Origin of the sequence: Tropicibacter oceani (assembly GCF_029958925.1) — a bacterium.
In the GTDB taxonomy this organism is placed as follows: domain Bacteria; phylum Pseudomonadota; class Alphaproteobacteria; order Rhodobacterales; family Rhodobacteraceae; genus Pacificoceanicola; species Pacificoceanicola oceani.
On record NZ_CP124616.1, the window covers coordinates 2,258,907 to 2,278,715 of the forward strand.

18 protein-coding genes and 1 tRNA gene are annotated in these 19,809 nt (G+C 64.3%); 11 read left to right on the forward strand and 8 right to left on the reverse strand.

Features of this window, described 5'->3' with window-relative positions:
- Window positions 1–29: 29 nt before the first annotated feature.
- Both QF118_RS10865 and QF118_RS10870 read left to right on the forward strand, forming a co-directional pair.
- Window positions 30–1,601: a Re/Si-specific NAD(P)(+) transhydrogenase subunit alpha gene (locus QF118_RS10865; RefSeq protein WP_282299083.1), complete on the forward strand. Its 1,572-nt coding sequence runs from the start codon at window positions 30–32 to the stop codon at window positions 1,599–1,601.
- Window positions 1,602–1,617: 16 nt separating this feature from the next.
- Window positions 1,618–3,093: an NAD(P)(+) transhydrogenase (Re/Si-specific) subunit beta gene (locus QF118_RS10870; protein WP_282299084.1), complete on the forward strand. Its 1,476-nt coding sequence runs from the start codon at window positions 1,618–1,620 to the stop codon at window positions 3,091–3,093.
- Between the two features lie 72 nt (window positions 3,094–3,165).
- On the opposite strand, the gene QF118_RS10875 is transcribed toward QF118_RS10870, so the two are convergent.
- Window positions 3,166–3,606, reverse strand: a complete 441-nt coding sequence (locus QF118_RS10875; RefSeq protein ID WP_282299085.1) for a hypothetical protein — start codon at window positions 3,604–3,606, stop codon at window positions 3,166–3,168.
- A 228-nt stretch (window positions 3,607–3,834) separates the two neighbouring features.
- On the opposite strand from QF118_RS10875, the gene QF118_RS10880 reads away from it, so the two are divergent.
- The gene (locus tag QF118_RS10880) at window positions 3,835–4,434 is read left to right on the forward strand and encodes a biotin transporter BioY (RefSeq protein WP_282299086.1); all 600 of its coding nucleotides are present in this window, start codon (window positions 3,835–3,837) and stop codon (window positions 4,432–4,434) included.
- A gap of 115 nt (window positions 4,435–4,549) precedes the next feature.
- On the opposite strand, the gene QF118_RS10885 is transcribed toward QF118_RS10880, so the two are convergent.
- Window positions 4,550–5,761 (reverse strand): bifunctional alpha/beta hydrolase/OsmC family protein, encoded by a 1,212-nt coding sequence (locus QF118_RS10885; protein WP_282299087.1) that lies wholly within the window; start codon window positions 5,759–5,761, stop codon window positions 4,550–4,552.
- A 109-nt stretch (window positions 5,762–5,870) separates the two neighbouring features.
- Here QF118_RS10885 and QF118_RS10890 point away from each other — a divergent pair, with 109 nt between their 5' ends.
- On the forward strand, window positions 5,871–6,791 hold the full coding sequence (locus tag QF118_RS10890; RefSeq protein WP_282299088.1) for an endonuclease/exonuclease/phosphatase family protein: 921 nt from the start codon (window positions 5,871–5,873) through the stop codon (window positions 6,789–6,791).
- Here the strand turns inward: QF118_RS10890 and dddP are convergent.
- Window positions 6,752–8,098 carry a dimethylsulfonioproprionate lyase DddP gene (dddP, locus tag QF118_RS10895; protein ID WP_282299089.1) on the reverse strand — a complete coding sequence of 449 codons (1,347 nt, stop codon included), beginning with the start codon at window positions 8,096–8,098 and terminating at the stop codon, window positions 6,752–6,754. The two genes, QF118_RS10890 and dddP, sit on opposite strands and share 40 nt — an antisense overlap.
- Before the next feature lie 138 nt (window positions 8,099–8,236).
- Between dddP and QF118_RS10900 the strand changes: the two genes are divergently transcribed.
- A complete protein-coding gene (locus tag QF118_RS10900) occupies window positions 8,237–9,082 on the forward strand; it encodes a heme-dependent oxidative N-demethylase family protein (protein WP_282299090.1) in 846 nt (281 codons plus the stop codon).
- Window positions 9,083–9,958: 876 nt separating this feature from the next.
- Here QF118_RS10900 and QF118_RS10905 read toward each other — a convergent pair.
- The 3 genes from QF118_RS10905 to QF118_RS10915 all read right to left on the reverse strand — a co-directional run bounded on the left by QF118_RS10905 (window position 9,959) and on the right by QF118_RS10915 (window position 12,796).
- Window positions 9,959–10,759: a lytic murein transglycosylase gene (locus QF118_RS10905; RefSeq protein ID WP_282299091.1), complete on the reverse strand. Its 801-nt coding sequence runs from the start codon at window positions 10,757–10,759 to the stop codon at window positions 9,959–9,961.
- Window positions 10,760–11,008: 249 nt separating this feature from the next.
- Window positions 11,009–12,415 (reverse strand): type I glutamate--ammonia ligase, encoded by a 1,407-nt coding sequence (glnA, locus tag QF118_RS10910; RefSeq protein WP_282299092.1) that lies wholly within the window; start codon window positions 12,413–12,415, stop codon window positions 11,009–11,011.
- A gap of 42 nt (window positions 12,416–12,457) precedes the next feature.
- Window positions 12,458–12,796, reverse strand: a complete 339-nt coding sequence (locus tag QF118_RS10915) for a P-II family nitrogen regulator (RefSeq protein ID WP_282299093.1) — start codon at window positions 12,794–12,796, stop codon at window positions 12,458–12,460.
- Window positions 12,797–12,968: 172 nt separating this feature from the next.
- On the opposite strand from QF118_RS10915, the gene QF118_RS10920 reads away from it, so the two are divergent.
- Complete coding sequence (locus QF118_RS10920) at window positions 12,969–14,579, forward strand: NAD(P)H-hydrate dehydratase (RefSeq protein WP_282302462.1); 1,611 nt, start codon at window positions 12,969–12,971, stop codon at window positions 14,577–14,579.
- Between the two features lie 58 nt (window positions 14,580–14,637).
- Here QF118_RS10920 and QF118_RS10925 read toward each other — a convergent pair whose 3' ends face one another.
- Both QF118_RS10925 and QF118_RS10930 read right to left on the reverse strand, forming a co-directional pair.
- Window positions 14,638–15,150, reverse strand: a complete 513-nt coding sequence (locus tag QF118_RS10925) for a Hint domain-containing protein (RefSeq protein ID WP_282299094.1) — start codon at window positions 15,148–15,150, stop codon at window positions 14,638–14,640.
- A 194-nt stretch (window positions 15,151–15,344) separates the two neighbouring features.
- On the reverse strand, window positions 15,345–15,839 hold the full coding sequence (locus tag QF118_RS10930; protein ID WP_282299095.1) for a Hint domain-containing protein: 495 nt from the start codon (window positions 15,837–15,839) through the stop codon (window positions 15,345–15,347).
- A 179-nt stretch (window positions 15,840–16,018) separates the two neighbouring features.
- Between QF118_RS10930 and QF118_RS10935 the strand changes: the two genes are divergently transcribed.
- From QF118_RS10935 to QF118_RS10955, 5 genes are all read left to right on the forward strand, one after another.
- A tRNA-Leu gene (locus QF118_RS10935) sits at window positions 16,019–16,103 on the forward strand.
- Window positions 16,104–16,253: 150 nt separating this feature from the next.
- Complete coding sequence (ltnD, locus tag QF118_RS10940; protein ID WP_282299096.1) at window positions 16,254–17,159, forward strand: L-threonate dehydrogenase; 906 nt, start codon at window positions 16,254–16,256, stop codon at window positions 17,157–17,159.
- Window positions 17,156–18,391, forward strand: a complete 1,236-nt coding sequence (gene otnK / locus QF118_RS10945; protein ID WP_282299097.1) for a 3-oxo-tetronate kinase — start codon at window positions 17,156–17,158, stop codon at window positions 18,389–18,391. Before ltnD ends, otnK begins: the two co-directional genes overlap by 4 nt.
- On the forward strand, window positions 18,388–19,038 hold the full coding sequence (gene otnC / locus QF118_RS10950; RefSeq protein ID WP_282299098.1) for a 3-oxo-tetronate 4-phosphate decarboxylase: 651 nt from the start codon (window positions 18,388–18,390) through the stop codon (window positions 19,036–19,038). Before otnK ends, otnC begins: the two co-directional genes overlap by 4 nt.
- On the forward strand, window positions 19,035–19,799 hold the full coding sequence (locus tag QF118_RS10955; RefSeq protein WP_282299099.1) for a hydroxypyruvate isomerase family protein: 765 nt from the start codon (window positions 19,035–19,037) through the stop codon (window positions 19,797–19,799). Before otnC ends, QF118_RS10955 begins: the two co-directional genes overlap by 4 nt.
- Window positions 19,800–19,809: the final 10 nt, after the last annotated feature.

Consider the following 19,809-nt stretch of genomic DNA (forward strand, 5'->3'; position numbering starts at 1 on the left):
CGTGAATTTCCTGAAAAAGGGGGACAACCGTGAAAATTGGGACGCCAAAGGAAGTCGAAGCAGGGGAAGCGCGCGTTGCGATGACTCCGGATTCGGCCACCGCCTTGCAAAAGCTGGGCTATGAGTGCTTGATCGAGAAGGGGGCCGGCGCGCTGGCCGGGTTCTCGGACGCCGACTACGAGGCCGCCGGTGTGACCGTGGTCGCCACCGCCGCCGCCCTGTGGAAAGAGGCGGACATCATCGCCAAGGTCCGCATCCCCACCGATACCGAGCTCAAGCGCCTGAACAAAGACAAGACGCTGATCACCTTCTTCAACCCCGGTGGCAACACCGAAGGGCTGGAGCTGGCCAAGTCCAAGGGTGCCAACGTCATCGCCATGGAAATGGTGCCGCGGATTTCGCGCGCGCAAAAGATGGACGCGCTGTCCTCGATGGCCAATATCGCGGGCTATCGCGCGGTGATCGAGGCGGGCAACAACTTTGGCCGGTTCTTCACCGGGCAGATCACGGCCGCCGGCAAGGTTCCCCCGGCCAAGGTGCTGGTTGTCGGCGCTGGTGTGGCCGGTCTGGCCGCCATCGGCACCTCGACCAGCCTTGGCGCGATCACCTATGCCTTTGACGTGCGCCCCGAAGTGGCCGAGCAGGTCGAGAGCATGGGCGCCGAATTCGTCTATCTGGACTTCGAGGAAGAGCAGCAGGATGGCGCGGCCACCGGCGGCTATGCCTCTGTGTCCAGCCCCGAATTCCGCGAAGCGCAGCTCAAGAAGTTCCGCGAACTGGCGCCGGATATCGACATCGTCATCACCACCGCGCTGATCCCCAACCGCCCCGCGCCCAAGCTGTGGCTCGAGGATATGGTCAAGGCGATGAAGCCCGGTTCCGTGATCGTCGACCTGGCCGCCGAAAAGGGTGGTAACGTCGAAGGCACCGTGATGGACGAAAAGGTTGTCACCGACAACGGCGTCACCATCATCGGCTATACCGACTTCCCCAGCCGGATGGCGGCGCAGGCCTCGACGCTGTATTCGACCAACATTCGTCACATGTTGACCGATCTGACGCCCGACAAGGACGGCAAGATCAACCACAACATGGAAGACGACGTGATCCGCGGCGCGACCGTGGCCTACCAGGGCGAAATCACCTTCCCGCCGCCGCCGCCCAAGGTGGCCGCCATCGCGGCGCAGAAGAAGGAAAAGCCCAAGGAGCTGACGCCCGAGGAAAAGCGCGCCGCAGAAGTGGCCGCCTTCAAGGCGCAGACCAAGTCCCAGGCGACCCTGCTGATCGTCGGCGGTGTGCTGATGGCGCTGCTGGGCATGGTGGCCCCGCCGTCCTTCATGCAGCACTTCATCGTCTTCGTGCTGGCCTGCTTCATCGGTTTCCAGGTGATCTGGGGCGTTGCGCACAGTCTGCACACGCCGCTGATGGCCGTGACCAACGCCATTTCCGGCATCATCGTTCTGGGCGCGCTGCTGCAGATCGGGTCGGGGTCCTGGCTGGTGGTCCTGCTGTCCACCATCGCCGTGCTTGTGGCGACGATCAACATTGTGGGCGGGTTCCTTGTGACGCGCCGCATGTTGGCCATGTTCCAGAAATCGTAAGGCTGCGGAGAGAATAATGTTCGGAGATCAACTCGTTACCGCCGCGGCCATCACCGCGAGCGTTCTGTTCATCCTCTCGCTGGGCGGCCTTTCGGGGCAGGAAAGCGCGAAACGGGCCGTCTGGTACGGCATCATCGGCATGGGGCTTGCGGTGTTCTTCACCGTCTTTGGCCCCGGCATCGGCAACTATGCCTTCCTGCTGATCGCCATGGTGATCGGTGCGGGCGCCGGCCAATACGTTGCCAAGCGCGTCGAAATGACGGAAATGCCGCAACTTGTGGCGGCGCTGCATTCGTTCGTGGGTCTGGCGGCGGTCTTTATCGGCTACAACGCCCATATCGAACTGGCGCGGGTCATGGAAATCAAGGCGTCGCTGCCCGCAGGTCTGACCGAGGCGGGCATTGCCTCGGCCATGCATGAACGTGGCATCAAGGGCTTTGCCGAGGTGCTGTCGCACAAGACCAGCGCGGAAATCGCCATCCTCAAGGTCGAGGTTTTCCTTGGCGTCTTTATCGGCGCGGTGACCTTTACCGGGTCGATCGTGGCCTTTGGCAAACTGGCGGGCAAGCTGACCTCGTCGGCGAAAAAGCTGCCGGGTGGCCATATGCTGAACCTTGGCGCGGCGATCCTGTCGTTCCTGCTGCTGGTTCTGTACCTCAATGGCGCGGGCTTCTGGGCGCTGCTGCTGATGTCGCTGTTTGCCTTCTTCATCGGCTATCACCTGATCATGGGCATCGGCGGCGCCGACATGCCGGTGGTTGTCTCGATGCTGAACAGCTACTCGGGCTGGGCGGCTTCGGCGATCGGCTTTACGCTGGGCAACGACCTTTTGATCGTGGTTGGCGCGCTGGTCGGCTCGTCCGGTGCGATCCTGTCCTACATCATGTGCAAGGCGATGAACCGGTCGTTCGTCTCGGTCATCCTTGGCGGCTTTGGTGGCACCACCGGCCCGCAGATGGAGGTCGAGGGTGAACAGGTGGCCATCGACGCCGACGGCGTTGCGGCAGCCCTGGACGAAGCGGACAGCGTCGTGATCGTGCCGGGGTACGGCATGGCCGTGGCGCAGGCGCAGGGCAACGTGGCCGAACTGACGCGCAAGCTGCGCGCCAAGGGCAAGACCGTGCGTTTCGCGATCCACCCGGTCGCGGGCCGTCTGCCCGGCCACATGAACGTGCTGCTGGCCGAGGCCAAGGTCCCCTATGACATCGTTCTGGAAATGGACGAGATCAACGAGGACTTCCCGGAAACGGATGTTGCCATCGTCATCGGTTCGAACGACATCGTGAACCCGGCCGCACAGGACGACCCGAATTCGCCCATCGCGGGGATGCCGGTTCTCGAAGTGTGGAAGGCCAAGCAGGTGTTCGTGTCCAAGCGTGGTCAGGGCACCGGCTATTCCGGCATCGAAAACCCGCTGTTCTACAAAGAGAACACGCGCATGTACTATGGCGATGCCAAGGACTCGATCGGCGAATTGCTCAGCCGGATCTGAGCACGCACCGCCTGAAACAACCAAAGGCGCCCCGGTGGGGCGCCTTTTTTGTTGGCCAGGGATGGGGTCGGGTCAGACCATGGGCACCAGATCGTAGCCGGGAATATCCGCAAAGTCCCGTTCCGGGCGGCCCAGCCATTCCAGGCATTCGCCCTGGGTGCGAAAGGCCGCGCCGCGCACATTGCCCGGTTCCAGTTCCGTCAGGGTCGAGAACATCCGCGCCATGCCATAAAGCGTGTCCTGCGGGGCGAAGATGGCGATCCTCTTTTCGCGCTGGGGATCGACACCCAGGGAAGTCACGTCATGCACGAGGGTGCGCATTGCGTTGAAATCGAGCCCGGTGCGCGTGACGGCCGACAGATCGGCCAATTCCGGCAGGCCGGGGCGATAGGCGGGCAGGGCGCGCATGGCCTTCAGCTCTTCCATCGCCATCTGCAGATCCTGCACGCCGGTAAAACGGAGGAAGACAAGACTGTCATTGGCGATGATCCTGGCGCGAACAGACACGGCCATACTCCCTCATTAAAAAACCCACGGTTGCACTGCATTTATTCCTGTGTGCCGGAATGGAAAGCGAATTCTTTTGGCAAGGCGCTTGTGCCGGGTGGAAAAGCGACGTGTTTGCCCCTGCAAAGTCAAACTTTGCAAATTATACCCCACCGGAAAGCGCAAGCGGGCTTGCGATGGCGGGGGGCTTGGGGCAAAACAATGCGAAACAATCCTGGGATTAAGGGGGACGACATGAACCTCACGATGAACCGTAACGTGCTGGCCGAGGCCTTTGGCGCAAACGAGGGCGCCGCACTGCGCGTCAAGCAACTGGCGCTGGTCGTGCTGGGCATTGCCTTTCTGGCGGTGGCTGCAAAGATCAAGGTGCCGATGTGGCCCGTGCCGATCACCATGGGCACCTTTGCCGTGTTGACGCTGGGGGCCGCCTATGGCGCGCGTCTGGGTCTGGTGACCGTGCTGGGTTACATGATTGTCGGCGCGTTCGGCTTTGACGTCTTTGCCGGCTCGTCGGCCGAGAAATTCGGGCTTGAGTACATGATGGGCGGCACTGGCGGCTATCTGGTGGGCTACGTTCTTGCGACGGTCGCCCTGGGCGCGCTGGCGCGGGCTGGCTGGGACCGGTCCGTCACCAAGATGGGCGGCGCGATGCTGCTGGGCAACGTGATCATCTATGTGCCGGGCCTGATCTGGCTGGGCATGCTGTATGGCTGGGACAAGCCGATCCTGGCATGGGGTCTGACGCCCTTTCTGATCGGTGACGTGCTGAAGCTGGCGCTGGCGGCGCTGGTTCTGCCGGCGGCCTGGAAACTGGTGGGCCGCGCGCGCGGCTGAGCCGGGGCGGCGGGGTCAACCCCGCCCTCTGCAAGGATTGAAAGGCCGGGCCATCGTGTCCGGTCTTTTGCTTTTTGGCGGGCCGGGGAATTGAGTATTTTTGCCAAGAAGAAGATCAGGCGAGTTCCGTTTTGATCGTCGCGCCCTTTTCCAGGGTCTTGTGCACCGGGCATTTGTCGGCGATTTCCAGCAGCCGGTCGCGTTGGCTTTGGTCCAGGTCGCCGGTCAGGGTGATGCGGCGGGTAAAGCTGTCGACGCGGGTTTCGGTGCCGGTGGCGGCGTCCTGGGCGTGCAGCTTGTCATGGGTGACGTCGACGCTGACATGGGTCAGCGGCCATCCCTTGCGCCGCGCATACATGCGGATTGTCATCGAGGCGCAGGCGCCAAGGCCGGCGGCCAGAAAGCCGTAGGGGGACATGCCCCGGTTGCTGCCGCCATAGGCCTTTGGTTCGTCCGCCAGGGCGTGGTGGTGCGGGCCGTTCTGGATGTCTTGCAAAAAGCCTTCGGGGTCGGCTTCGGACACGCGGGTGATGCCTTCGGGGGCGCCGATGGGCGGCGCGGGCGGTTTGAGATCGAGATAGCGTCCCGCCCAGGCGGCGATCACCTCGGCGGCGTATTCGGCGTCGCGCGGATTGGTGATCAGGTGATCGGCTTCGTCGAGGGTGACAAAGCTTTTGGGGTGTTTGGCGGCGGTAAAGATGCGGGTCGCGTTGGTGATGTCGACGATTTCGTCGCGCGGGGCGTGCAGCACCAGCAGGGCGCGGTTCAGCCCTGCGATGGTGGGGCCAAGGTCCTTGTCCTGCACGTCTTCCAGAAAGCCCTGGCCGATGGTCACCGGGCGACCGCCCAGCGATACCTGGGCCTGGCCCGTGTTGCGGATCGTTTCGATCTGTTCGTCGAAATGCCGGGTGACGTGATGGGGATCGAAGGGCGCGCCGATGGTGGCCACCGCCTTGACCGAGGCGATCTGCGCTGCGGCCTTGAGCACCGCCAACCCGCCCAGCGAGTGGCCGATCAGCAGCGAGGGCGCCATGCCAAGATCGTCGAGGTGGACGGCGGCGGCGCGCAGATCCGCCGCGTTCGAGGTAAAGGTGGTATGGGCGAATTCGCCCTTGGAATGGCCCAGCCCGGTGAAGTCAAAGCGCAGGACGGCGATGCCCATGCCTGCCAGCCGCGCCGAGATCCGCTTGGCCGCGGGAATGTCCTTGCCGCAGGTGAAGCAATGGGCAAAGACTGCGGTCCCCAGGTGCGGACCTTGCGGCAGGTCAAGCCGCGCGGCCAGGGTGGCTCCGGAATGGCCGGGGAAGGTCAGGCGTTTCGTGGGCATGGCAGGGCCGTTCGTTAAGGATTGTCTGCCAAAGGTGAAGGCCAGGAGGCACTTGTGCAAGTGGCCCGGGGGGTCATGTCACGGCATGGTGAGACGGATGCAGCTTTTGGTGAAACTTGTTTCAGCGGTTCTGGGGCTTTTGGTTCTGGCCGGGTTTTGCGGCGCGCTGCACCCGGCGGGCGACACGCTGGCCGTGTTTCGCGCGCCCTTGCTGGTGCTTTTTGCCCTCGCCGTGATCTGGAGCGCCTGGCCCCGGCGCCTGCGTTGGCCCCTGGCGGGGTTGGCGATTCTGGGGTTGTTGCCACATGCCGGGGTTGTCGGGGCGGATGCCGGGACGGGCGCGGCCGGGGGGGTGACGCTGTACCAGCAGAACCTGTTGTGGAAGCGCAGTGAAAGCGCCGAGTGGCTTGCGGCGGTGCGTGCCGCGCGGCCCGATTTCCTGACATTGCAAGAGGTTTCGGCCCCCAATCTTGCACTGCTCGAGGCGCTGCGGCCGCTTTACCCGTACCAGCAGTTCTGCCCGCTGCGTGGCAAGCTGGGCGAAGCGGTGCTGTCGCGCCATCCCATCGTGCCCGGCAGCGGGTTTTGTTCCAAACGCGACGGGTTTGCCGCCTTGCAGGCCGATCCGGGCAGTGGCCCTGTCTGGGTGGTGTCGATGCATCTGAACTGGCCCTGGCCGTCGCTGCAATGGACCCAGGTCGAGGCGCTTTTGCCCGAGCTGGAGCGGTTGCAGGGGCCGGTGATCCTGGGCGGGGACCTGAACGCGGTGGCCTGGTCGCATAGCGTTGCGCAATTGCAGGCGGCAACGCGGACGCGGCGGGTGGGCGGCTATGTGAGCACCTTTACGCTTCCCTGGTTCCCGATGCCGATTGGGATCGACCATGTGCTGGCGCCTGAGGGCAGGGGCCATGTCACGGCGCTGGAGCCGCTGGGGTCGGATCATCGCGGGCTTTGGGCGGTGGTGCCGGGTGTCGCGGGCGAGGCGGGGACTTACCCCGCGGCCCCCATCAGCCGCGGATCAAAGGGATAGCGGGTCAGGTTCTCGAAACCGTCTTCGGTGATCAGAACCTGGTCCTCCAGCTTGATCGAAAAATCGCCCCCCTGCGGCGATACCAGCGCCTCGACGCACAGCACCATTCCGGCCTGCAATTCATAGTCGAACGCCCCCGGCACCATCTTGTCGGGATAGGCGACCAGCGGCCATTCATCACACAGCCCCACGCCGTGCATCAGGCAGCCATATTTGCCGGCCTGGAATTCGGGGCGCAGCACATGGGTATTCCGGCACAGGTCCTCGATCCGAACGCCGGGGCGCAGCATCTGCATGTTGGTCATGATGTGGTCGTGCGCGTGTTGCATCGCATCCACCATGTCCGCGCGCGGCGCGCGATCGCCTACCCACCAGGTCCGCGAGATGTCGACGCAAATGCCGTAGCTGCCGATCAGGTCGGTATCAAAGGCGACGATTTCGTTGTTCTGCACGATGCGCGCGCCGCATTCCTGAAACCAGGGATTGGTGCGCGGCCCCGAGGTCAGCAGGCGGGTTTCGATCCATTCGCCGCCGCGCCGGATGTTTTCGGCGTGCAGCACCGCCCATATGTCATCTTCTGAGGTCTGGCCAAGCGGCACCTGTTCGCGGGCAAAGTGTTCCATCGCGGCCACGGCTGTTTCGCAGGCATGGCTGGCGCAGCGCATGGCGCGGATTTCATCGGGCCCTTTGACCGAGCGCGCCTTTTCCGTCAGCTCTTCGCCCTCCATGATCTGCAGGCCCTGCGCCTCGAGCGCGCGAAGCCCGTGGATCATCGGTTTGTCCACCGCCAGGCGGCGGTTGCCTGGGGCGTGTTCGGCCAACAGCCCGCGCACCTCGTTGGAAAAGACGTCCGCCGCGACATCCACCTTGTCGCCGCGGTCGAAGTAGAACAGGTCGGCGCCCGAGCGCGCTTCGCGCACCAGCGGGTTGAAGGCGGACAGGAAGGGTGAATTCTTGTAGTCCCAGATCACCATGTAGCCATCGGCGCAGACCAGCACGGCGCGAAACGGGTTGTGGGTGTTCCACAACTGCATGTTGGTGCTGTCGGTGGCATAGCGGATGTTCAGCGGGTCAAAGACCAGAAGGCCGGCGTAATCGCGCGCGTTGATGTGATCGACCAGCCTTTGCCAGCGATAGCGGCGCATCTGTTGCAGGTCGGGCAGCTCCAGCCCCGCCGCCGCCCATTCGCCATAGGCAAGGCGGGTGGGGCCAATCTCGATCCGGTCGGCATCATTGGGGGTGTTGTCCCCCAACAGCGCGCCGCGCGCCGGGTCGATCTTGCGGGTATCGCGGTAATGCTCGTTCATGGCGGGCCTCCCCCCTTTCGGGCAAGCGTGGCGAATCGCGGCGGCGCGGGCGCGCCGGTTTGCGACGCAAAAACGCGTCGTTTTGACCGCCCTTGCGCGGGCTTGCGGGCGCGCGCGGGCTGGCGCACTCTGCGTCCCATGATCCTGAACCACTCCATCCCTTACGATCCGCTGCGCCCGCGCCCCTTGCCGGGCATTGCCCCGGTCGGCCCCGAAGGCTGGCTGTCAGTGAACGAAGCCTATGCCGGGCAACTGGCGGAAAAGGCGCGGCTGCTGGACAGCGGCCGCGACAAGGTGCTGTGGCTGGACCCCACTGCGCTGCCCGTCGCGCAGGAGCTGCTGGACGAGGTCCTCAGCGCCCTTCCGCAGGGCTTTGCCCGGGACGGTGGGGCGGTGATCTGCCCGGATGGGCGCCGCGTCACGCCCGACGCGGATGACCCGCTGGCCAGCCTGGGGCAGCTGGTGCAGGAAGATTTCTGCCTGCTGGTCAAGGAAGGCGACGAACACGTGCTGCGCGGCGCGCTGTTGTGCTTTCCGGCCAGCTGGATGCTGGCGGAAAAGGCCGGACAGGCGTTGATCGGTATTCACGAACCTGTCGAACCCTACGACGATGGGATCGCGCGGCGGGTGCAACGGCTGTTCGACGGGGTGCAGGTGGGGCGGCCCTTGTGGCGGTTCAACGCGCTTTGGTACCAGGACGCGGCGCTGTTCCATCCGCGCGCCTCGGATGACCGGCGCCCGATCGGCGATCCGGCCACCGCGCCCTATATGCGCAGCGAAAGGCAAAGCCTGATGCGTCTGCCGGTCAGCGGGGCGGTGGTGTTTTCAATCCACACCTACATCCTGCCCCGCGCCGCGCTTAGTGCAGGACCCGGTTCAGAAGCGTGTGCAGGTGGTTCGAGTTCTGAAGCACCAGGAACAGCATCGTCACCGACAGAACCTGTGTCGTCAGGCGGAAGTCCATCCCCCGACCCAGCGACGTGATCCAGACAAAAACCGCCACGGGGAAACACACCACCGCCAGCATGCCGGACATCAGCCAGCCTGCCGCGCTCAGGCGGATCTGCTCGGGCTCTTGTTCGGCCATGCGTTCGCGCATGCGTTCCAGCGGGTTGTAGGCGGGCTTTTCTTCGTACTCGTCCGGTTCCGAGAACATCTGCCGCAACCGGTGATCGGCCAGCTGTTCTTCGGCCTCGGCCTGCGGGGCGTGTTCGACATGGACATTGTCCTGCGCGCTCAGCGCTTCGTCCTCGAGCAGGTGCTCGACGGCGCGGACGGTGGCCTCGGGGTCGTTCGTCTGGGCGGCGCCTTCGCGGCGGGGCGAGACATAGCTGCGCAGCCGGATGAAATCCTCGGCCGAGATCAGCGTGTCCGGGGTGTACCATTCGATGGTGTCGGCAGGCGAGTGATGCAGCGCGGCCAGAACCGTGTCGGACAACAGGCGCGATGCCTTTTCTTCGTCCGGTGTGGCGCCATCGCGGGTGATGACCTGGATCAGGACGCGCGGGCCATAGGCGCTGTCCTCTTGTGGGATGACGCGCAGCCCGTAATAGTCCCCCAGCACGGCCTGCCGCTTGGCCGACCGTTTGGGAACCCCGACCGGGCGCGGGTCAAGCCGCGCCAGTACCTGCTGGCAGGCGTCAAGGTAGGGGGCGGGGTTCAAACCGTTCCGGTCCGGCAAAATCAAACCGGCGTAGGGGTGCTCGTCAATATACATGTCGTGTTCCTCGTCAGGCTGAAAACGGCGCTGATGGGTTACACAATGCTTGGCAATTCAGGTAAATTTTAGACGTGGTTAAGAAAAAACGACGGGGGATTGCGGTCAATCCCCCGTCTTTTGCCCTACTGTTTAATGAAACCTTAGCGCTCGATGCGGATCGCCGCGGCGGCAATCGCCTGCTGATAGACGGTTGCGGCGTTCCATTCGTTCAGCACGCGAAAGTTCGGCTCGCCAGGCTGATAGCCCACACCGGGCCGCCAGCCCTTTTGACGCAGGAAATTTGCGGTCGAGGCAAGGGCGTCGGCCTCGTTGTAGAAATCCACGCGTCCGTCGCCGTTGCCGTCAACGCCGTATTGCATGGCGTTGCCGGGCAGGAACTGGGTATGACCCAGCTCGCCGTGAAAGGCGCCCTTCTGGCCCGGCGCCAACATGCCGCGGTCGACCATCTTCAGCGCGGCAATCGCATGCGGCGTAAAGAACGAGGCGCGGCGGCAGTCATAGGCCACCGTCAGGATCGAGTTGACCACCGGTTCCGACCCCATGTTGCGGCCATAGCCGGTTTCCATGCCGTGGATCGCGATCAGGATCCCGGCCGGCACGCCATAGCGCTGCTCAACCGCGGCATAGAAATTGGCATTGGCTGCCTTGCGCTTGCGCCCTGTGGCGGCAAACCCGTCAAGCGAGCCAAGGCGGATCTGCACGAACTTGTCAAAGCTGTACTTGACGCCCTTCTGGTTGCGGTCCGCGTTGATCGTCTTGGTCGAATAGCTGGCCGAGCGCAGCGCATCGAGACCGCGTTGCCCCACTCCGGCGCGCTGTGCCTCGGCGGCGAATTCGCCTTTCCAGGGCTCGAAGCCGGACTTGTTGTTGCCGCAGCTGGCGGCATGGACCGGAACAGCCGTCAGGGCTGTCAGGCAAAGGGCGGAAAGAAAACGGCGCATGAAGGTCTCCGGTCACAGATACGTTTGGCAAAGGCTACCTGTTTTGACGCCGATCTTCCAAGAGGGAATTCCTGACTTGTGACGCCATGGGGACGGGTGACGGCGCGGGCGGCGCCGATGTCTGGCTGTCAGGGGGAAAATCTGCCGGCAATCGTCATTTTTGCGATGCGGCGACGCCCGGGCGGCGCGGCGGCCATGCAAAAGGGGCGCCCAAATGGACGCCCCTTCCGCAATGCGCGGCTGATCGGATCAGCAGCTGTAGTAGTTCTTGAACTCGACCGGGTGCGGGGTCATGTCGTACTCTTCGACTTCGTCCATTTTCAGGGCGATGTAGGCGTCGATCTGGTCCTTGGTGAACACGTCACCGGCCAGCAGGTAGTCCATGTCGCCCTGCAGCTCTTCCATGGCCTCACGCAGGCTGCCGCAGACGGTCGGGATGCCGGCCAGTTCCTCGGGCGGAAGATCGTACAGGTTCTTGTCCATGGCTTCGCCCGGGTTGATCTTGTTCTTGATGCCGTCAAGGCCGGCCATCAAAAGCGCTGCAAAGCACAGGTAGGGGTTTGCAGCCGGATCGGGGAAGCGGGCCTCGACGCGCTTGGCCTTGGGCGATTCCGTCCACGGAATACGCACGCAACCCGAACGGTTGCTGGCCGAATAGGCGCGCAGAACGGGGGCTTCGTAGCCCGGGACCAGGCGCTTGTAGCTGTTGGTCGACGGGTTGGTGAAGGCGTTCAGCGACTTGGCGTGCTTGAGGATGCCGCCGATGAAATACAGCGCTTCCTGGCTCAGGTCGGCGTATTTGTCGCCTGCGAACAGCGGCTTGCCGTCTTTCCAGATCGACATGTTCACGTGCATCCCCGACCCGTTGTCGCCTTTGATCGGCTTGGGCATGAAGGTTGCGGAACGGCCGTAGGACTGCGCCACGTTGTGCACGACGTACTTGTATTTCTGCAGCTCGTCGGCCTGCTTGGTCAGCGAACCGAAGACCAGGCCCAGTTCGTGCTGGCTGGTCGCCACTTCGTGGTGGTGCTTGTCGACCTTCATGCCAAGACGCTTCATGGTGCTGAGCATCTCGGAACGGATGTCCTGGCCGTCGTCCATCGGGTTGACCGGGAAATAGCCGCCCTTGTAGCCGGGGCGGTGGCCCAGGTTGCCCATCTCGAATTCCGCATCGGTGTTCCATGCGGCGTGGTCGGCGTCCAGTTCATAAGAAACCTTGTTCGGCTTGACGCTGTAGCGCACGTCGTCGAACAGGAAGAATTCGGCTTCGGGGCCGAAATAGGACACGTCGCCGATCCCCGAGGATTTCAGGTAGGCTTCGGCCTTCAGTGCGGTGCCGCGCGGGTCGCGGGCATAGGCTTCGCCGGTGTCCGGCTCGACCACGTTGCAGTGAATGCAGACGGTCTTTTCAGCATAGAAGGGGTCGATGTAGGCGCTGTCGCAGTCGGGCATCAGTTTCATGTCGGATGCTTCGATCGACTTCCAGCCGGCAACGGACGAGCCGTCGAACATGAAGCCTTCTTCGAGGAAATCCTCGTCGACTTCGCTTTCGATGACGGTCACGTGCTGCAGCTTGCCGCGCGGATCGGTGAAACGGATGTCGACGTAGGCGACTTCCTCGTCCTTCATCAGTTTGAGCAGGTCTTTTGCGCTCATTTCGCTATTCCCTTGGTTTGTTATTCTTGAGAGTCGTGTGAATTACAGCGCGTCCGAGCCGGACTCGCCGGTGCGGATGCGGATGGCCTGTTCGACCGGGCTGACGAAAATCTTGCCGTCGCCGATCTTGTCGGTCTTGGCCGCGCCGATGATGGCCTCGATCGCGGCATCCACCTGATCGTCGTCCAGCACGGTTTCGATTTTGACCTTGGGCAGGAAATCGACCACGTATTCGGCACCGCGGTACAGTTCGGTATGGCCTTTCTGACGACCGAAACCCTTGACCTCGACAACGGACAGGCCCTGAATGCCAGCCTCTTGAAGGGCTTCCTTCACTTCGTCCAGCTTGAATGGCTTGATGATCGCCTCGATCTTTTTCATGGCCGTGCCTCTCCTCGTCATTCGGTTGGCCCTGCCAGATCATTTCTGTCTGGCGGCCACAATCTGATAGGGGCATTCTGCAGCGGCAGGAAGCGCCGTTTTTTGAGGCGTGATTAAATTTTGTGCAAGTTGCACCAAAATCGGGCGAAATTGAATCGCCGGGGGTGAAATGATGACCGAACTGCTGACCGCTGCCCAAATGCGCGCCATCGAACAGGCCGCCATCGAGTCGGGTTCTGTCACCGGCCTTGAATTGATGGAGCGCGCCGGGGCAGGGGTGGTGCAGTCGGTTTTCGAGGAATGGCCGGAACTGGGGCAGGGCGCGCACCGCGCCGTGGTGCTCTGCGGGCCGGGCAACAACGGCGGCGACGGGTTCGTGGTGGCGCGGTTGTTGAGGGAGCGCGGATGGGACGTGGAGGTGGTACTCTACGGCGACTCGGAGCGGCTGCCGCCGGATGCGAAGGTGAATTATGAGCGGTGGAACGGTCCGGTTTCCCCCTTTGCGGCATATCTGGCGCTTGACGGATGGAAAGCAGACCTGCTGATCGATGCGCTGTTCGGCAACGGACTTGCCCGATCCTTGCAGCCGTTGGGCGAGTTGTTTTGGAACTTGGAAGACATGGTGGATTGCTTTCCGATTGAATTCGGCAACGAACGTGGCAGGCCTGCCATCGTTGCGGTTGATATCCCCAGCGGTATCTGTGCCGATAGCGGGCGGAGCTTTCCTCACGCGGACGACCATTATCGGTTTGCGTCGTCCGCGCACCTGACCGTCACTTTTCACGCCAGAAAGCTCGGACACATCCTGGAGGGTGGGCCGGCCGCCAGTGGCAAACTGGTGGTGAAGGGCATTGGTCTTGAGACGCCCAAGCCCGAAGATTGGCGGAAGGATCGCGCTGAAACCGTCAAGCTGGTCGAGGCAAGCCATCCCTCCTGGCTGCGAAAAGACGTGGAGGGTCACAAGTACGGCAATGGCCACGCCTTGATCCTGTCCGGTGGGGCTGGTCACACCGGCGCGGCACGGTTGGCGGCGCGGGGGGCACTGCGGATTGGTGCGGGGCTGGTGACACTGGGCGTGCCGGGATCGGCGCAGATGGAGGTGGCCTGCCAGATCACTGCCCTGATGCTGACGCGGGCCGGAACGGCCGAGGAATTGGCGAAGGTCTTGCAGGACGACCGGATCAATGCGCTGTGTCTGGGGCCGGGGCTGGGGCTGAAACGTGCGCGCGATTTGGTTCCGGTGGCTTTGGCCAGTGGCCCCGGATCAGGTCCGGGGCGGGCGGTCGTTCTGGATGCCGATGCCTTGACCGCCTATGCCGATGCGCCCGAGGCGCTGTTTGACTTGCTGCATCCCAATTGCATCCTGACGCCCCATGCGGGCGAATTCGCCCGGCTTTTCCCCGATGTTGCGGCCAAGCTGAAGGCACCGGCCACCACGGGCCCGGCCTATTCCAAGGTGGACGCGGCGCGCGAGGCGGCGGCGCGGGCGGGCTGCATCGTGCTGTTCAAGGGCCCCGACACGGTGATCGCCGCGCCCGACGGGCGCTGCAGCGTGAATGCCGCCGTCTATGACCGCGCCGCGCCGTGGCTGGCGACAGCCGGGTCGGGCGATGTTTTGGCAGGTTTCATCACCGGGCTTCTGGCGCGCGGGCTGACCCCGATGCAGGCCGCCGAAACCGCGGCCTGGCTGCACATCGAATGCGCGCGCAGCTTTGGGCCAGGGCTCATCGCCGAGGATCTGCCTGAGCAGTTGCCAAGGGTTTTCCGCAACCTTGGACTTTGAAACGCAAAAGGCGGCCCCGAAGGACCGCCTTTGCAGACAAGATCGCAGTGTGTTTGGTTTACGCGGGCAGGTCAGCCTTGGCCGAGGCAACCTCAAGACCGTCTGCGTAAAGAATGTGGGGGGCGTCGAAGACCAGCTCGACCACCTCGATTTCGCGGGTGCCGATGTCGCGGATGTATTCGCCATCGACAAGGCGTGCGGCCGGAACCAATGCCTGCGAGGCGCCGAACAGCGCCTCGGCGCGCCAGTCGCGGATCAGGATTTCCTGCCCCGCGGGCAGAACGGCGTCGCGGTCGGGCCGGGTGTTGCCAAGCGAGCCAGCCTTGATCGACACGGCCTTGACGCGCAGCGTGGTGCGGCGGATGTCGCGGACCGTGGCGATGCCGCTGTCGCGCGTGATGACCTTGTCACCGACGGCGATGAATTCCACCGGCAGCGCGCCGTCCAGCGTCAGCACCACGGTGCCGGCGGCCAGGGCGTTGCGGCCTTCGCTGGCCGCAACATGGCGGGCGGGAAGGGATTTGGCTGCGTGATCGAGCGTCTGAAGGTCCATGGTCTTTTTTCCTGTCATCTTGTCTGCCTCTTTTTTTGACCAAGGATTAAGGCCGGATTGTGCCCAAGTCGCGCCGATTTCATGGGCCATGCCGCAAAATCTTCGGTATTGAGTCTTCTTTGCCATAGTCGCCCTTGCGTCAGCCGAAGGGGGGCAAAGCAAAAGGCGGCCCCTAAGAACCGCCTTTGCAGACAAGATCGCAGTGTGGTGGTTTACGCGGGCAGGTCAGCCTTGGCCGAGGCAACCTCAAGACCGTCTGCGTAAAGAATGTGGGGGGCGTCGAAGACCAGCTCGACCACCTCGATTTCGCGGGTGCCGATGTCGCGGATGTATTCGCCATCGACAAGGCGTGCGGCCGGAACCAATGCCTGCGAGGCGCCGAACAGCGCCTCGGCGCGCCAGTCGCGGATCAGGATTTCCTGCCCCGCGGGCAGAACGGCGTCGCGGTCGGGCCGGGTGTTGCCAAGCGAGCCAGCCTTGATCGACACGGCCTTGACGCGCAGCGTGGTGCGGCGGATGTCGCGGACCGTGGCGATGCCGCTGTCGCGCGTGATGACCTTGTCACCGACGGCGATGAATTCCACCGGCAGCGCGCCGTCCAGCGTCAGCACCACGGTGCCTGCGGTCAGAGCGTTGCGCCCTTCGCTGGCCGCAACGTGGCGGGCGGTCAGGGTCTTGGGGGCGTGATCGAGGGTCTGAAGGTCCATGATCGTTCTTCCTGTTTGCTTGTCTGCGTCCTTTTTTCAACTCAAATGTGGCAAGAATGCGTAAATGGGGCGACCATTGTGGGAACTCGATGCTGCGAATTTGCATCCAATTTTCCACTCGCCCTCGGGCAAAGGCTTTGCTAGACACCGTCCTGCCCGGTGCCTGCGCCGGGCAGGATGCGGGTGTGGCGAAATTGGTAGACGCACCAGATTTAGGTTCTGGCGCCGCAAGGCGTGGGGGTTCAAGTCCCTCCACCCGCACCATCTTTTTACGTCAGTGGGATCTTTGCCGTTTCGGTGCGCGCGGGCATCCCGGGCCGTCGGTTCATTGACACAGGTGTCATTTCTTCGCACTGAATGCAGGAGCGGGCGTGGTTTGCCCCCTTGCTCCATCGCAACAAGAAGGAATGAGACGTGACCCAGGACACGAAGACCGCCGTCATCGGCCTTGGCTCTATGGGGTTCGGCATGGCCGGCTCTTGCCTGAAGGCCGGATTGCCGACCCATGGCTTTGATGTGAACCCCGAGGCCGAGGCGCGCTTTGCCGCGCTTGGCGGGGCGGCGGGGACGCTGCCGGATGTGGCGGGGGATCTGGCTGCGGTGGTGGTCGTGGTGCTGAACGCGGCCCAGACCGAAGAGGTTTTGTTCGGGGCAAAGGGTGTTGTGCCGCTTTTGTCCAGGGGCGCCGTGGTTCTGGCCTGCGCCACCGTGCCGCCCGACTTTGCCCGCGCGATGGAGGCGCGCTGCGCCGAGCATGGCGTGCTGTACCTTGATGCGCCGATTTCGGGCGGGTCGATCAAGGCGGCCAGCGGGCAGTTGTCGATCATGGCCTCGGGCAGCGATGCGGCCTTTGCCGCGGCGCGGCCGGTGTTGCAGGCCTGCGCCCAGACGGTGTTCGAACTTGGGGATGCGGCGGGCGCAGGCAGCGCCATGAAGGCGGTGAACCAGCTGCTGGCAGGCGTGCATATCGCCGCCATGGCCGAGGCGCTGACGTTCGGCATGACACAAGGCGTGGCCCCGGATCAGTTTCTTGAGGTGATCAGCAAATGTGCCGGCACCAGCTGGATGCTGGAAAACCGCGCGCCGCATATCGTGGCGGGGGATTACACGCCGCACAGCTCGGTCAATATCTGGCCCAAGGATCTGGGCATCGTGCTGGACATTGCCAAGGGCGCGAAATTCAGCGCGCCGATTACCGCTGCGGCGATGCAGCAATACCTGGCGGCGCAGGGCATGGGGCTGGGCGGCGAAGACGACGCGGCGGTGGCCAAGGTTTACGCGCGCAACGCAGGGCTGACCCTGCCGGGAGAGACATCATGAAACTGGGATGCATCGGCGACGATTTCACCGGCTCGTCCGATCTGGCCAATACGCTGGCCAAGGGCGGCATGACGGTGGTGCAATACACCGGCGTGCCGGAGGGGCCCGCGGATGCGGATGCGCAGGCCGGGGTCGTGGCGTTGAAATCGCGCTCGATCGACCCGGAAGAGGCCGTGCGCCAGTCTCTGGCGGCGCTGGACTGGCTGCGTGCCCAGGGCTGCGAGCAGATCTTTTTCAAGTATTGCTCGACCTTCGATTCCACGCCGCAGGGCAATATCGGCCCGGTGGCCGAGGCGCTGGCCAAGGCGCTGGACGCCTGGCAGGTGATCGTCTGCCCGGCCTTTCCGGGCACCGGGCGGTCGGTCTATCAGGGGCATCTGTTCGTGGCGGACAAGCTGTTGAACGAAAGCGGCATGCAGAACCATCCGCTGACCCCGATGACCGACGCCGACATCCGCCGCTGGCTGGCGCCGCAGACGTCCTTTGAGGTTGGCCATGTGTCGGCGCGGGTGGTCTTTGGCGGGGCCGAGGCGATCAGCAAGGGGCTGTGGGACCAGCACGTTGCGGGCAAACGGCTGATCGTGGTCGATGCGATCCGCGACGAAGACCTGGTCGAGATCGGCCGCGCGGCCAAGGGGCTGCCGCTGATCACGGGGGGATCGGGCGTGGCGCTTGGGCTGCCCGGCAACTTTGGCTGCAAGGCCGCGCCGGTGCCCTGGACGGGGCAGGGCGGCAAGGCGATGGCGCTGTCGGGCTCCTGCTCGATCGCCACAAGGGCGCAGGTGGCGCGGCACAAGGCCCACAGCCCCGCGCGCGAGATCATCGCCGCCGAGGTGATCGAAGGGCGGGTATCGCCCATGGAAATCGCGGATTGGGCCATGGGGGCCAAGGGGCTGCCGCTGGTCTACAGCTCGGCCGATCCCGAGATCGTCAAGGCCGTGCAGGCCCGATTTGGTTCCGAGGCGGCCTCTGGGGCGCTTGAGGGGTTCTTTGCCGAAGTGGCGCGGCTGTGCGTGGCGGCGGGGGCAACGCGGGTGATCACCGCGGGCGGCGAAACCTCGGGCGCGATCGTCGAGGGGCTGGGGCTGGACCGGCTTGAGATCGGGCCGGAAATCGACCCGGGCGTGCCGGCCCTGCGGGCGCGGCCCGACCTGGTGGTGGCGCTCAAATCGGGCAATTTCGGCGCCGAGGATTTTTTTGAAAAGGCCGACAGGCTGCTGGCGGGGGCATGATGTCCGAAAACGCGCTGCGCGAGCAGATCTGCCTTTTGGCGCGCTCGCTGTTCGACCGGGGGCTGACCCATGGCAGCACGGGCAACATTTCGGCCCGCACGCCCGATGGCGGGCTGCTGGTGTCGCCCACGGGAACCAGTTTCGGGCGGCTGGATCCGGCGCGCCTGTCGCGGTTCGACGCGGCGGGGCAGTTGATCGACGGCGATCCGCCGACCAAGGAAATGCCGCTGCACAGCGCGTTCTACGACACGCGCAGCACGGCGGGCGCAGTGGTGCACCTGCATTCGTGCCACTCGGTCGCGCTGTCGATGCTGCCCGAGGTGGACGAGGACAATTTTCTGCCCGCGCTGACGCCCTACGGGATCATGAAGCTGGGAAGGGTCAAGCTGTTGCCGTTTTTCCTGCCCGGCGATCCGGCCATGGGCGCGGCGGTGCGCGGGCTGGCGGGCAAGCGGTCGGCGGTGATGCTGGCCAACCACGGCCCCGTCGTCGCGGGCAAGGACGTGGAGGCCGCCTGCAATGCCATCGAAGAGCTGGAAGACGGCGCGCGCCTTGCCATGATGCTGCGCGGAACACAGGCGCGCGGGCTGAGCGACGACCAGGTCCGGCAGATCGTGACCAAATTCAACGTGGAGTGGGACGCATGACGCAGTTTTCCGCCAATCTCGGCTTTCTTTGGCAGGAGCTTTCCCTGCCCGATGCGATCCGCGCCGCCAAGGCGGCGGGCTTTGACGCGGTGGAATGCCACTGGCCTTACGACACACCCGCCGAGGTGACCAAGGCCGCGCTGGCGGAAACCGGGCTGCGCATGTTGGGCATCAACACGGTGCGCGGGGCGGCTGGCGAAAACGGGCTGTCGGCGCTGCCGGGGCGCGCGGCGGATGCGCGGGCGGCGATTGATCAGGCGCTGGCGTATGCGGCACAGATCGGGGCCGGGGCGGTGCATGTCATGGCAGGCTTTTCCGCCGGCGAAGAGGCAAGGAAGATTTTCTGCGAAAACCTGGCCTATGCCGCCAGTGCCGCCGCGCCCCTTGGCATCACCATCCTGATCGAGCCGCTGAACCGGCACGACGCCCCGGGCTATTTCCTGCAGACCACCGATCAGGCCGCAGCCATCATCGCCGAGGTCGGCGCGCCCAACCTGAAACTGATGTTCGACTGCTATCACATCGGCCGCACCGAGGGCGACATCACCACCCGGTTCGCCGCCCTTCGCGGCATCGTCGGCCATGTCCAGTTCGCCGGGGTGCCGACCCGGGGCCGCCCTGATCAGGGCGAGCTGAACTATGCCATGATCTTTGCGCAAATCACCGGTTCGGGATGGTCCGCCCCGCTGGGCGCGGAATACAAACCCGATGGCCCGACGGGCGACAGCCTGGGCTGGATGCAGGCCCTGTCACAGGGCTGAACCGGCAAAA